The organism is Streptomyces luteolus (assembly GCF_029968015.1).
Taxonomy (GTDB): domain Bacteria; phylum Actinomycetota; class Actinomycetes; order Streptomycetales; family Streptomycetaceae; genus Streptomyces; species Streptomyces luteolus.
Window position 1 is genome coordinate 23,755 of the sequence record NZ_JASCIS010000053.1, and the last position, 12,757, is coordinate 36,511.

13 protein-coding genes are annotated in these 12,757 nt (G+C 64.3%); 6 read left to right on the forward strand and 7 right to left on the reverse strand.

Annotated features, from left to right (window positions below; translation table 11 throughout):
• Positions 1 to 652 precede the first annotated feature (652 nt).
• Together QIT00_RS33310 and QIT00_RS33315 are read left to right on the forward strand one after the other, a co-directional pair.
• Positions 653 to 838 carry a hypothetical protein gene (locus QIT00_RS33310; protein WP_282539210.1) on the forward strand — a complete coding sequence of 62 codons (186 nt, stop codon included), beginning with the start codon at positions 653 to 655 and terminating at the stop codon, positions 836 to 838.
• Positions 839 to 1,026: 188 nt separating this feature from the next.
• On the forward strand, positions 1,027 to 2,721 hold the full coding sequence (locus QIT00_RS33315; protein ID WP_282539211.1) for a carbamoyltransferase N-terminal domain-containing protein: 1,695 nt from the start codon (positions 1,027 to 1,029) through the stop codon (positions 2,719 to 2,721).
• A gap of 205 nt (positions 2,722 to 2,926) precedes the next feature.
• Here the strand turns inward: QIT00_RS33315 and QIT00_RS33320 are convergent, their stop codons facing one another.
• On the reverse strand, positions 2,927 to 4,087 hold the full coding sequence (locus tag QIT00_RS33320) for an oxygenase MpaB family protein (RefSeq protein ID WP_282539212.1): 1,161 nt from the start codon (positions 4,085 to 4,087) through the stop codon (positions 2,927 to 2,929).
• A gap of 434 nt (positions 4,088 to 4,521) precedes the next feature.
• Between QIT00_RS33320 and QIT00_RS33325 the strand changes: the two genes are divergently transcribed.
• Positions 4,522 to 4,713, forward strand: coding sequence for a hypothetical protein (locus QIT00_RS33325; RefSeq protein WP_282539213.1), 192 nt, complete (start codon positions 4,522 to 4,524; stop codon positions 4,711 to 4,713).
• A 372-nt stretch (positions 4,714 to 5,085) separates the two neighbouring features.
• On the opposite strand, the gene QIT00_RS33330 is transcribed toward QIT00_RS33325, so the two are convergent.
• Positions 5,086 to 5,322 carry a DUF397 domain-containing protein gene (locus tag QIT00_RS33330; RefSeq protein WP_282539214.1) on the reverse strand — a complete coding sequence of 79 codons (237 nt, stop codon included), beginning with the start codon at positions 5,320 to 5,322 and terminating at the stop codon, positions 5,086 to 5,088.
• Positions 5,319 to 6,176, reverse strand: a complete 858-nt coding sequence (locus QIT00_RS33335) for a helix-turn-helix domain-containing protein (RefSeq protein WP_282539215.1) — start codon at positions 6,174 to 6,176, stop codon at positions 5,319 to 5,321. Before QIT00_RS33335 ends, QIT00_RS33330 begins: the two co-directional genes overlap by 4 nt.
• Before the next feature lie 218 nt (positions 6,177 to 6,394).
• Between QIT00_RS33335 and QIT00_RS33340 the strand changes: the two genes are divergently transcribed.
• Both QIT00_RS33340 and QIT00_RS33345 read left to right on the forward strand, forming a co-directional pair.
• Positions 6,395 to 6,805 (forward strand): ATP-binding protein, encoded by a 411-nt coding sequence (locus tag QIT00_RS33340; RefSeq protein ID WP_282539216.1) that lies wholly within the window; start codon positions 6,395 to 6,397, stop codon positions 6,803 to 6,805.
• Between the two features lie 216 nt (positions 6,806 to 7,021).
• Positions 7,022 to 7,456 carry an NUDIX hydrolase gene (locus QIT00_RS33345; protein ID WP_282539217.1) on the forward strand — a complete coding sequence of 145 codons (435 nt, stop codon included), beginning with the start codon at positions 7,022 to 7,024 and terminating at the stop codon, positions 7,454 to 7,456.
• Positions 7,457 to 7,525: 69 nt separating this feature from the next.
• Here the strand turns inward: QIT00_RS33345 and QIT00_RS33350 are convergent, their stop codons facing one another.
• From QIT00_RS33350 to QIT00_RS33360, 3 genes are read right to left on the reverse strand one after another with little or no spacing between them, the layout of a single operon-like run.
• Positions 7,526 to 8,713: a cytochrome P450 family protein gene (locus QIT00_RS33350; RefSeq protein ID WP_282539218.1), complete on the reverse strand. Its 1,188-nt coding sequence runs from the start codon at positions 8,711 to 8,713 to the stop codon at positions 7,526 to 7,528.
• Positions 8,714 to 8,717: 4 nt separating this feature from the next.
• Positions 8,718 to 9,899, reverse strand: a complete 1,182-nt coding sequence (locus QIT00_RS33355; protein WP_282539219.1) for an MAB_1171c family putative transporter — start codon at positions 9,897 to 9,899, stop codon at positions 8,718 to 8,720.
• Positions 9,896 to 10,438: a regulator component gene (locus QIT00_RS33360; RefSeq protein ID WP_282539220.1), complete on the reverse strand. Its 543-nt coding sequence runs from the start codon at positions 10,436 to 10,438 to the stop codon at positions 9,896 to 9,898. Before QIT00_RS33360 ends, QIT00_RS33355 begins: the two co-directional genes overlap by 4 nt.
• A gap of 341 nt (positions 10,439 to 10,779) precedes the next feature.
• Between QIT00_RS33360 and QIT00_RS33365 the strand changes: the two genes are divergently transcribed.
• The gene (locus QIT00_RS33365) at positions 10,780 to 11,625 is read left to right on the forward strand and encodes a helix-turn-helix domain-containing protein (protein WP_282539221.1); all 846 of its coding nucleotides are present in this window, start codon (positions 10,780 to 10,782) and stop codon (positions 11,623 to 11,625) included.
• A gap of 41 nt (positions 11,626 to 11,666) precedes the next feature.
• On the opposite strand, the gene QIT00_RS33370 is transcribed toward QIT00_RS33365, so the two are convergent.
• The gene (locus tag QIT00_RS33370) at positions 11,667 to 12,101 is read right to left on the reverse strand and encodes a Secondary metabolite protein (protein ID WP_282539222.1); all 435 of its coding nucleotides are present in this window, start codon (positions 12,099 to 12,101) and stop codon (positions 11,667 to 11,669) included.
• Positions 12,102 to 12,757 lie beyond the last annotated feature (656 nt).

The window sequence follows — 12,757 nt, forward strand, 5'->3', positions numbered from 1 at the left end:
GGCGACATTCTGGTGGGCCCGGACCGTGGTGGAGCCAGCGTGACCAGTGGCAGGTCCACCTCTTGCCGCCTGGCGGCATCGGCGATCAGCCCCCAGCAGGGCTTCGCAGACACCGGCGTCCCGCCACTGCCGGCAACGGTTGTGGACGGTGAGCCTAAGGCCGGCCTCCTGCGGCATCTCCCGCCGCTCCCCGCCAATCCTGAAACGCCAGATCACTCCCTCGAACTGCTGCCTCAGCCGCACGGGGTTGGTGTGAATGAGGCAGCACGGAGGCGCAGAGGGCGCGCAGAATGCGCACCATGTTTGAGACGGCTTCGGTCGTGGTGTCATGGCTGATGGGCGGGCGTTCAGCCAATCGCGGGCGCCACAGGAGCGGCATCGGCCACTCCGATACCGAAGAGCCTGGGACGCAACGACCCATTCCGGGCGCACGCACGTGCGATGCCGACACACACCAGCGGCAATGGACCGATCTTCGCTGTCCGAATACTACGGGTACAGCCAGGCGGACACGCTGGGATCAGCTTGCGTGGGTAGCACTGGGACAGGACCGCACCAGTACGAGAGGAGAGGTCCTCTTGGAACGCAAGGAGATCGAGTAGGCCCGCCGAGGGACTTCCCACGTGCGAATTGCCGAGGTGGGACGACCTTCATGCGGATCACCTATCTGCGCGCGTGTGAAATCCTCTCTGCCTACGCCTACGGTGGTCATATTTTGCACATGTACTACGCCTCCGCGGACTTGCGCGACATCACCCACTGCGCGACGCCGGGATCCACTCCGGCCATACGTTCCAAGCCGAACGATCAGCAGACCTTGTCATTCCCAACCGACTGAATTGACGGGATGTGACTCGCGTGCGGCCGGTGGCGAGTGCTCCAAAGATTAGCTGATTCTCGGGCGATCTTGCCGACAGAGAAGGCGAATTTGATGCAATACTGCCGGGCATTCTTTTCCGGTAGAACCTTCTTACGGATGCTCCGGGATGTCCAAGTCAGTCGCATTGTCAGGGGAAGGGGATTGCTGTGCTGATCTGCGGCATCAAGGTTTCACATGATGGCGGCATTGCGGTACTCGACGGAAACCGCCTGCTTTTCAGTATCGAGACGGAGAAGATCGACAACAGTCCACGATACAGCCCACTGGGAGACCTCCGTCGAGTGCCGGAAATCCTCAGGTCCGAGGGTGTGGAGCCGGAGGACATCGACCGCTTCGTCGTGGACGGTTGGAGGTTGTCCAAAGAGAATCCCTGTGCCGTATCCACATCCTATGACGGACAAGCAACTATTCTGCCGGTAGCACCCTACGCGGACGGCGTTTCGTCAACCTCCCCACTGCACCGCTATACATTCACCGCGCACGACTTCAGCAAGAGAACTCTCGGTTACACCAGCTACCACCATGTGTCGAACCACCTGCTCGGCGCCTACTGCTCCAGCCCCTTTGCTGCCGGCGACCATGACGCCCTCGCCCTTGTATGGGACGGCGGCACCACGGCCAGGCTGTACGAGATCACGCCAAAGCAGGGGTCCGTCAAGCCCGTGGCCCGCCTACTTCCTTTCCGTGGAAGGTTGTTCGCTCTCTTCAGTGCGAACTTAGGACCATTTCGCAAAGATGCCTCGCAAGTCGACCTCGACGCGGATTGGCGCTACCGCTCCGTCCCCGGGAAGGCGATGGCCTACGCAGCACTGGGCAATGTTGAGCAGGACGCGCTCCCGGCTCTGGCTGCTCTCCTTGGCGGCATGTCCAAAGCAGCCAAGGAGAGCAGCCTCGCTCTAGGCAGAGAACTGGCCGCCAAGCGCGAGCATCTCTTTCCGGGCATGTCGGATGCCGACCTCATCGCGACCTTTCAGGATTACCTTGGCCGCGCTCTCGTATCCGCCCTCAAAACCGTGGTGCAAGGCAAGTACAAAGGTCGATATCCACGCCTCGTGATGGCCGGCGGCTGCGCTCTCAACATCAAATGGAACTCGGCGATCCGGGAAACTGGGCTCTTCGAGGAGATCTGGGTCCCACCGTTTCCCAATGATTCCGGCGCTGCTATCGGCACCGCCTGCTGCGAGATGGTGCACAGCACAGAACACCGTTCCCTAGTCTGGGACGTCCACAGCGGTCCACGCCTCTACCGGGATGGGACCATGCCGGAGGGGTGGCGAGTACGTGCTTGCGACGAACGCCAACTGGCCGAACTGCTGCACATCGATGGGTCACCTGTCGTCGTACTCTCCGGCCGGGCAGAGCTTGGGCCCAGGGCGCTCGGAAACCGCAGCATCATCGCTCCCGCCACCGACTCCGGGACCAAAGACCTGCTCAACACGATGAAGGAACGGGAAGCTTACCGACCAGTCGCGCCGGTCTGTCTCGCGCACCGTGCGAGTGAGGTGTTCGATCCGGGCTGCGACGACCCGTTCATGCTCTTCGACCACCGTGTACGTCCGCAATGGGTGAGCCGCATTCCGGCGGTCGTCCACCTCGACGGCACTGCCCGGCTGCAGACGATCAGCCCAACATCAAGCAGCGCCATCGCGCGTATTCTCACAGCTTATGAGGAACTGACCGGTATCCCCGTCTTGTGCAACACCAGCGCCAACTACGGCGGACGCGGCTTCTTCCCGAGCATCGCATCTGCTGCCGAATGGGGCCGTACCAGCTACGTATGGTCGGACGGCCGCCTTTTTACTCATCCGGCGCAGGCCGAGAAGTCGTTCCTCCGTTCTTGAGGGACGGGCCCCAAACGGGAGCTTCGGTCAGGTGAGCGCGACTGGTGCCCGGGCGCAAGAACCGGTCCGATGGCTTGGAGGAGTAGGCACGTTCCCGGTCGGGGCCGTCGCGGTTAACAGAGTCTGAGCCTGTGCCATGCCCCTGGTCCTGGGCGAGCTGCCCCCTGCACTGGCGGCACAGGGGAGCATTGCGCCTGCCGTGCGGTCAGCGGTCGTCGCCGAGTTCCTGGTGCATCTGAGGCTGGTCGTCCTTGTCGTGCTTGAGGGCGTATTCCTGGACCTTGTTGAACGCCCTCGATGCCTGGCCCAGGACTGCATCGTAAGGATTTGTCCCGACAGTCTTCTTGGCGGTGCCTCCGAAGACGCCACCGAAGGTGTTGCTGACGAGGCCGTGACCGGCCGAAGCGATCTTGGCACCCGAGTCAAGGGCGGCGTTGCGCGGGATACCGGCCATGTCGGCGTACTTGTCCCCGAACGCCTTGCGGATCATCGCGACGAACGGATCGTAGGCCGGTGGGGGCACCATCTCCCGTTCGTAGAACTTCAGGGCCTGCTTCGTCATGAACTTGCCGTCGTCGGTCTCCTTCCACTCCTTCTCCCGCTCGGTTCGCCACATGCGGTCCACCAGGTCGACGTCCTTGGGCATCAGCCACTTCTCCGGCGTGCCGAGGTAGTGGTTGACGTAGTGCCAAGCGCACATGAAGCCCTCACGGTCCTCGTCGGACACGTGCACACCGAGGTTCTTCATCGCCTCCAGAATCTGGACGCTGAAGACACAGATGGCGCCGACGGTGTACTTCTGCGAGACCGGCTCGCCCCACTTGGCGTAGTCCCACTCGCCACTCTTCTTGTGCAGCTGCCGGACCGAGGCGTGAACCAGGCGCACCTTGGTCACGGTCGCCGCCAGGGTGCCATTACGCAGGGCGCCCCTGTCTCCCATGCCGATGAACAGCCGAGAGGACTGGGCCAGGCGCCGTCCCGGGCCGTCCACGCCGCCCAGACGGCCGGTGGAGCGCAGGGTGAAGGCGCCGGTGGGGGAAAGATACGTGCCGATCAGTCCGACCGTGCCCTGAAGCATGGATGCTTCCCCGTGATGGTGGTCGAAGAAGCCTTCCGCGGCCTTGACGTCCGCCTCGCTCCAGCCTGGCGGCTCGGCGGTCGCCTCCTTCAGGAACTCGGCCAGCTTCGGGGGCAGGCCCGACAGATCCTGTCCCTGCTTCAGGGTCCCGATCGTGCGGAAGAGACCGTTGACTCCGTCGACCTCCCCGTTGTCGATCAGATCGGACACCAGCGTGTCGGCCGGTGGATCGCCGGCCTGGTTCGCGGCCTCCATATCGGCCCCGATGCTTTCGACCGTCATCGTCATGGGTGTTTCTCCGTTCTTCGTGGATGGGAAGGCGAGAAGGCGCACCCGGTGCCGCCGCACGGCACGGCGAACAGGGCGCAGCGTGCTTCCCAACCGCGATCCTTGCCCGTGGTGACGGGCCCGGCGCTCATGCACGGGAGGGGTGCGGAAGCATTCGGTATGCCTCACTGTGCCCCAAGATCACCCGATCGGTGAGGCCGGGAACGCGAGTTGGAGCTCCTGACCACGTGCAGCCGTACCTCGCCAGACTCCGCCTCGCGCCATCTTCATGTGGTAAGCGAGGTGATCCGGAAGAAGCTGCCTAGCGCGCCGGCGGACTCGTCCACTCCCCCGCCGCCCACTCCGGTCCGGAGACATAGGAGCGCGGCCACCGCTCCTTCGCCGGTCGCGACCACACGACCGCAACGGACGGAACGCATAGAACGGAGGCACGTATGCCTGGCGACACCCGGCAGGCGATCCCGGCGGCCGGAGACGAACCACGCGAGCACCACATGCACCTGCTCGGGCGGCATTACCGCCAAGTGGATGCAGGCCGCAAGACCGTCGAAGTGAGGGTGGCCACCCCGAACAAGCGCGCCGTCGCCGCCGGCGACACGGTCGTAAGCAGTTGGCGCGGGTGTTGATCAGCTCGCGAGTGCGGTCCCATGCACGCGTCCACTCGGCGGGCCCTCGCCCTGCCACGTGCGCGACTGCTCGTTGATCGTCGTCCTGCGGTCATCCTTCGCTGGGTTGTTGTGAAAGCGGATCCCTGCACGGGTATGTGGCTGTCGGAGACAAGCAGGTCGAATAGGAGGGTGACACGCTCCTCGTTGCGGTTGGCGGGAAGTTCCTCGTGGATGCGCTGGGCGATGGCCCGGCGCGTTGGACTCGTGCTGGTTACTGGAGAATGCCGCGGCTCGCACGGTGGCGGAGACGAGCCTGTCGGGGGCACGGCTGTGAGCCGTGCCCCCGCATAGATGAGGAGCCTGAAGCGGTGTTCGCTGGTATGTCCGGGGTCAGCGGCGGCGGAGTTCGCCGTTCTGGATGCCACTGATGAAGGCGTCGTACTCGGAGTCGGTGAACAGATGCGGGGCCCTGTTGGGGTTCTTGGAGTCACGCAGGGCCACGATGCCTTGGTCGAGGAAGGCGACCTGGACGCAGTTGGTGCCGCCGCTGCTGGCGCTGCTGGTCAGCCACTGGGCGTCCCGCAGCTGGGACTCAACCCACTCCGGGTCGAGTTCGTTCTTGTTCATGCAAAATCCTTGGCGATGGTGGTGAGAAGTGGCAGCGACGCTTTCTGGGAGAGAGCGTCAGATTTGAGCAGGTCGCTGGTGGTGCGGTAAATCTCTACCGTCTCCGGCTCGTTGAGGTGAAGCGATGCCCTCGATGACTCGATGCACACCAGGTCCCGCCCAGTCGGGAAGGACATGAGCATGAAGGGTCCGTCCATCCCGGCGTGCGCACCGGCTCGGTATGGCAGGACCTGGATGGTGATGTTTGGCGCCGTACGGGCGAGGTCGATCAGGTGCTCGATCTGTGCGCGCATGACGGGACGGCCGCCGACTTCCTGACGCAGGAGCCCTTCGGGGAAGATGGTCCACATCTTCAGCGCCGGGTCGCGCTCCAGCATGTTCTTCTGGTGCTCAAGACGCATGGACACGAATCCGTCGATGTCCTCCGGGGTCTTCCACACCCGGCTTCCCTCAATCACGGCTCGGGCGTACTCCGGCGTCTGGAGAAGCCCGTGGATGGCTGTGGGATTGAAGACGAACAGGCTGCTGGCCATCTCCACCAGAGAGAGGTAGTCGGCGAGTGGGTCGTCAACAACGCCCTGATAGCGCTGAGTCCAGTCAGCTTCGCCAGCGCGGCGCACAAGGTTGCGTAGTTCTTCACGCAGGGCCGTGTCGTCGATCTCGTACACCTCGAAGAAGTGTGGTAGCTGCTGGATCTTGAGGCCCTGTACCCCTTTCTCGATCTTGCTGACCGTGGAGAAGGATCGATAGCCGAGACGGCTCGCTGCCTCCTCCTGCGTCCAGCCCAAGGCTTCGCGGATACGCCGGAGTTCAGCACCCAGGCGTCGGCGCCGAGGCGTCGGTTCGACCGGCATCTCCCACCTCCTCGTCAACGTCGCGGCCAGACTAGCGCCCGGGACAGTTTGTGAATATGCCAAGTCCCCGGGAGGAAAGACTTTCCTCAAGGACTGCTTGTCGAAAGGGTAGTTGGCCGTCATTATCGAAGCTCGCCCAGCGGACGGTGGCGCCCCGGTTACAGCGCGCCACCTCTGCCATGGACGCTCGCGTGCCACCTGGAGGGTCAGTGCCCGTGATGGCGATCAGCCCCGTACGACAGCACCACATGATGCTGCCCGCGATCGGCCCCGAGGCCATGGAACCGGTACGGGAGATCGTGCGGGTCCTGCTGCGGATGTGGCGCAAGAGCGATCTGGAGTTCGCCATCGAGCTCGGAGTCACGGAGCTCCTGACCAACGTCGTCAAGCACGCGCCCGGCGATTGCGAGCTGCTGGTGCGCGAGACACCGGACGGGATCCTGGTCGGCGTCACCGACTTCGAGGACCGGCTGCCGGATGTGAAGGAGCCCGACGACGAGGCGGAGGGCGGCCGGGGCCTCTTCCTCCTGTCCTGCCTGACGGATGAACTGCAGACCCAGCCGCTGCTGCGCGGCAAGCAGGTCTGGTTCCGGATCAGCTGCCCTGCCGGAGAGGAGGGTGAGCAGTGACGATCACCAGAACGAAGGGCGCGATCAGGCCATCGCCCCTGCTCCGTACGGCAGTTCGGGCAGTCTCTTGCTTTCGTGACGTGCTGCTGCGAGATCTGCACTCGGGGTCGTTTGCCCGGGTACGGCCGTTGGCTGCCCAGGGTGCACGCGGCCGTGAGCCGTGATCGCGGGTGCTGCGCCGCGTCCCGTTCCACCACATTCAGGAGAGGTGTTCCCGTGCCCGAGAAGGTCACCAAGGACAAGGTGCTGTGCTACGTCGTGCGCGACGGAAAGCTGCTGGTGTTCCGGCACACCGACTACAGCTACGAGGAGGTCGGAATCCAGGTCCCGGCCGGCAGCATCCGTGCGGGTGAGAGTCCGGAGTCGGCGGCCCTGCGCGAGGCCGGGGAGGAGACCGGGCTGCGGGACTTCAAAATCATACGGAAGCTCGGTGAAGCGGGTTACGACATGAGCCCCTACCGGTTCGAGTTCCAGCGCCGGCACGTCTTCCACCTGGAGCTGACCGAGCCCGCACCGGAGCGATGGGACAGCCAGGAGAACCACGACGGAGCACAGGAGCCCACCCGCTTCGAGTGCTTCTGGATCCCGTTGGAGGCCGCTCACGTCCTGCAGTCCGGCCAGGGCGCCTTGCTCGGCCATCTGTACAACTGATTCCCAGTCCGGTTCACGCGGCCTACCACTGGAGGCGGCCGATGTACCGCGCCCTCCGTGCGGATGACACTACGGATTCGAGGCCAAGACGGGAAGCGCTGACAACCCCCGGATGAGCCGGGTACGCCGCCATCGCAGCTGATCCACGGGTACGGCGAGTTGCATTCCGCGGAATCGGGTCAGCACGGATCGCAGGGCAATGTCCATCTCCGCCTTGGCCAGAGGGGCGCCGAGACAGCGGTGGATGCCGTGTCCAAAGGCGAGGTGAGCCGCCGCTTCCCGATCCAGGTTGAGCTGATCTGGCCCCTCGAACCTCTGCGGGTCGCGGTTGGCGGCCCCAAGGGCGACTAGCACCGGGACGCCGGCTGGGATTTCGGTGCCGCCGAGCCTGACTGCTTCCACGGTGAACCGGAAGGTGGAGGTGCTCACTGCCGAGTCGAAGCGGAGCAGCTCATCGAGTGCACTGGGGATGTCATCCGGGTTCTGCCGGAGACGATCAAGCTCGGCTGGGTGCTGGAGCAGTGCCAGCAGAGCGTTGCCAAGGGCGTTGGTGGTGGTTTCGTGTCCGGCTACGAGCAGCAGCACGGCCAGCGACACCAACTCCTCCTCGCTCAGGCGGTCGTCTCCGTCACGAGCCGAGATGAGCTGGTCCAGTAGGGAACTGCCGGCATTCCGGCGCTTGGCGTCGATCAAACCCGCCATGTACTCCGCCATCGAGTGCGAGGCCGCATCGATGACGTCGGGCTGGCCTGCAGCGAACAGTTCCGCGGACCAGTGCTGGACGTCGAGCCGGTCGGCCAGCGGCACGCCGAGCATCTCGCAGATCACAATGACCGGCAGCGGTACCGCCAGGCCAGCCACGAAGTCGAAAGGTTCATCGAGGTTCCACCCGTCCAACAGTTTGTCGGCGACGCGGGCGATGAACGGACGCAGATCCGCGACGGCCCCTGTGGTGAATGCTTTGGCTACTAGTTTGCGAAGCCGGGTGTGCTGGGGCGGGTCACTGGCCAGCATGGTGTGGGCCACTGCAGGGTGCAGGCTGCGCCGTGATCCCTTGCCCTCGAAGAAGACGGATGTGTTCTTCGAAAGCCTGTTGTCACCGAGAGCTTCTTTGGCCTCCGCGTAGCCGGTGACCACGTAGCTAGTGTGCCCACCCGAGCTGGCCGATACAGGTTGGACCGGGCAGGCGGCCCGCATGGCTGCATAGGCCGGATAGGGGTCTTGGAGGAAGCGCGGATCCTGTGTCGGGTCGGTCATGGTCCTAGGCTCCGACGGTGTTCGCCTGGCCGTCGTCGGCGACACGCCCGCCACTGCTGGCGTAGGCGTGTGCCATCAGCAGGTACCACTCCGTGGCCGCGCGCAGGTCCCTGCGGGAGTGGGCCTCTGCAGAAGGCGGGGCTACGTCGTCAGCGAGTCGGCCGACTTCAAGGTTGGAGAGCGCGGCCTTCACCACTGCCGCTTCGACCGCTGCGGCGCCTCGCACCGTTCCGGCATCGACGGTGCCCTCGGCCATTGCCTGCACCGCGCGCGGTCGGTACGGCCGAAGAGTGAGGATGCCGTCGCTTATCTCGATAACCCGTCGTTGGAGGAGGAAGTCCGATTCTGTCGACATGTCCTCGGCGTCTTCGGACGACAAGACGATGTGGGGCATCGCCGCCGAAAGGTCCTGCCATAGGCCGCCGAGCGCTTCGAAGGACCGCACCTCCCAACGCCGACGACGGGCCTGACTTATCGGGTAGATCACCGCGGGCAGGGTCAAGCCGACACACATCAGGAGGACGGCGAGCACCGGAGAGGTAACGCTGAAGACGCAGGGCGTACCCACGAGCGACGAACACTCCGCGTGGCTGTCTACCAGACCCAGGCTCAGGCCCAGGTCGATGAGCCGTACCAACTTGTAGACGAGATAGATCAGGGCGAAAACACAGCCGGCTGCCGCTGTTCGAAGCCCCACCCTCACGCTGCTGCGGCGTGTGGACGTCGACTGCCGCAGGGCCTGCGCTAGGAAGTCAACAACCGCGAACCCAAGGTAGGAGACATATAGGAGCAGGTAGACGGCGTACACGTGGGGAGAGCGATGGGCCAGCTGTTCCACGGCGAACAGGATTGTCATGCTGGCGACTGTCGTACCGAGGAGCGCTAGGCGCACTCGGATTCGTCGCCGAGCTTCCACAGGGTCAAGGTTGAGCTGGAAGATTACGGCCAGAACCGCCGTGGCAGCCGCCAGTGACGCGCTGTTGCTCAACAGACGGGCGACGTGCGGCACTAGCGTCTCGACGGTGTCCCCGACCAGTGGCGCGTAAGAGGCAAACGCCAGGGCGAAGGCTCCAAGGAGCCCACCCATGGCCCATACGCCTGTTGGCCGGGGGGTGCCTCGGCCAAATACCCAGTAGCCGGCAGCCCCCGTGAGCAGCAACGCCATGCCAAGAAAGACGACGTTCATCGGCCGAGCCGACTCCTCTTGAAGGGCTGGGCGAAGAGTGCGTCCCAGCTGTCCGGCCCCTTTTCCGGTCGGAGCGAGGGAGATTCACGGTCGCGATAGATGCGCCGGCGGATAACCGACGCCATCATTTCCGCCTGACGTTCATCCGTTGTCGAGTAGCTCGTGCGCCCCGACATACGCAGGACCAAGGTCGGGTTGACGCCGAGCGCCAGAGCTTGCGCCGCATCGACCTCCAGACTGCCCGGATGATCGCAGTAGACGTGACACAGTTCGTGCGTGAGGATGTGCCGCTGATGGTGGACCGATGTCCCCTCCTCGAAGAAGAGGAGGTCGGCATCTGGGGTTTCCATCCGGATACCACAAGGCACGTCGACGGCACCAAGCGTCGTCAGCGGTTGTAGAACGATCGGCTTTCCACGCCGGTCGGCTATCGCCTCGCGCAATTCACGTGTACTGAAGCGGTGCGGCAGGTACAGGAGGTCAACCTGCTCCTCGCACCAATTGCGCAGTCGACTCTCGCCAACCTCTGACAAGGGCATGGCTACCCCCCTCGGCCTCGGCTGTGCGCCAGCTTGCTGGCGATGGGCAGGCCGAGCATGCCAAGAGGAAGGCGGAACTCACACTTCCCGGAAGTCCCGGTTCCGATTACGGATCGTGACTTTCAGGCGGAGGCGAATTCGCGACGTGGCACGACCCATGAAGGCAACTGACCGGCGAACCGCCGATCAGCTCTGGGCGCCGTACCCTGCGGTTGAACTGGTTGAAGTATCGACCATCCGTTATGTCCGACTACTCTGAATGACTGATCTCAGGCGCCCAAACAGGTGCGGGCGCGGGCTGTGGTGCATGTCACCGGGGGTCAAGTACTTAATGTCATCGCATGGACGCTCGGGGTGGGCAGGACGAGGGTGATGAGTTCGATGGCGAACCCCTGCCTGCACTGCTGAAGTCGTGGCGGAGACGTACGGATCCGCGACGGATTCCAGGCTTGCCGACCTCGGGGAGGCGGATCGAAGGACTGACCCAGGCCGACGTTTCCCGTCTGGCTGGGGTAACTGCGCGCTGGTACGGCGCATTGGAGCGTGGCATCGAGGCCGAGTATTCGGCCGACTTCCTCGACCGCGTCTCCTCGGCGCTACGACTAAATTCCGTGGAACGGCGCGCTTTGTACCTGAAGGCGGTTGGCCGTCCGCCGGCGCTGGCTGCACCGCCAGGCGCAGAGCTGGCTGCGACAGTGGACGAGGAACTGCTGCAGGAATTCCTGGACAATCAGGCTCCCGCCCCTGCGTTCGCGACAGACCTCGACTGGAACCTGATCGCCCACAACGGGCCGCTGCGGGACTGGTTTCCTTGGGCTACCCATCAGGCCAATCAAATGCGATGGGTGTTTCTGGCCTCCGAAGCTCGCGAACAGCTCGTGGCCTGGGAGGAGGACTGGGCGCGCCCCCTCCTGGGGCAACTGCGCTACGAGAGGGCCCACCACCCGAAAAACAAGGCGCTGCTACAACTCGAGCGGGACATCCTCGCGGGATCACCGGCCGCGCGCGAGATATGGGATCGCCGCGAGGTAGTCGAGCACTCCCACGGAGCCTCGCGTCGACTCCGGCTCCCGTATCACCAAGGACGAGAGGTCGCGGTTCGCATCGTCGCCCTACGTCCGATGCGCAGCGATGCGCTCCGCGTCGTTGTACTCATGAAGGACCGACGCGAGACCCCCGGGTCTTGATCGCCCGCGCGGCCGGGACGCACCCTGCCCCGCAGGCAGCGTCACTCATCATCGAGCAGGTTCGAGTCATCGGCCTCCGACATCCCTTCGAGGCGGCGGGCCTGGTTGATCACAGTACTCAGCATGTCCAGGCTTTCCGCACTGAGCCCGTTGGCGCGCAGCGCGACACGCCGTACACCCTGGTCACGCATGGCAGCAACGACCTGAATCTCGGCGCGCTGGCGCTCAGCCTCTTCCTCGCTGAAGAAGTAGCCCGGGCTCACTCCGAAGAAGCCTGCAAGAGCCCGGATCGTCTGCATCTTGGGGTTCGTGTTTGTCCCGGTACGAAGCTGCTGGATGGCGCTCGCGGAGACAGCCACGCCGGAGCCATTACGGATGCCCTGCGAGACCTCCGAGTACGTGTACGGGCCACGCCCCTTTGGGTGGACCTCCCGGAATAGGTAGTCGAGCAGCTCCGCGAAGCTCTTCTCAGTCATCCCCTGCCCTTCGTCATGACCCCATCCTATCCACTCCAGTGGCGATCGCGCTCCACCCAGTCCCACCCTTCGACATCCCAGTTGACGACGTGGGGCCACTGCGATGTACGTTAGGGCTCGAACCCGTCCAGTGCAGTGTTCCTAGCCTGCTGAGAACGGGTGAAGGCAAGTGTGGCTTCCGTGCAGGCCCGGACAACCTCGCCCCCTCACGATGGGCGCAGCGACCGGCAATGACGGGGAGAGGAGGGGTGGTGCGGACTCACGCGACCGCAGAGCGAGCAGGCTGCCACGCAGAACACCTCTGGACTGGGGGTGCGCGGCCACTCCGTGACTCTCTGCAACCAGTACAGAGTTTAAGAATCAACTCTGGATCTTGACACGGGTCCGTGCGTATGTTCGTCGTCCTGGGGCAGCCGCCCGCGACGACGGACGTGAGGAGCAAGACCGAGAAGGTCCCGTAAACAGCGACGACGCCCGAGAGCGGTAACTCACGGACGCCGAACGCTAAGCGGCATACCCGCCCCGGCAAGGGCGGAGATTTGCCCACCATCACCACGCTGAGTCCTTCCAAGGGGCGCGTCAGCGTGGCAACACTGCAAAGGGGATTATCGCATGCCTCCTGCCCTGCGCAAAAGGCCCTTCCGCCTGGCCTGCGC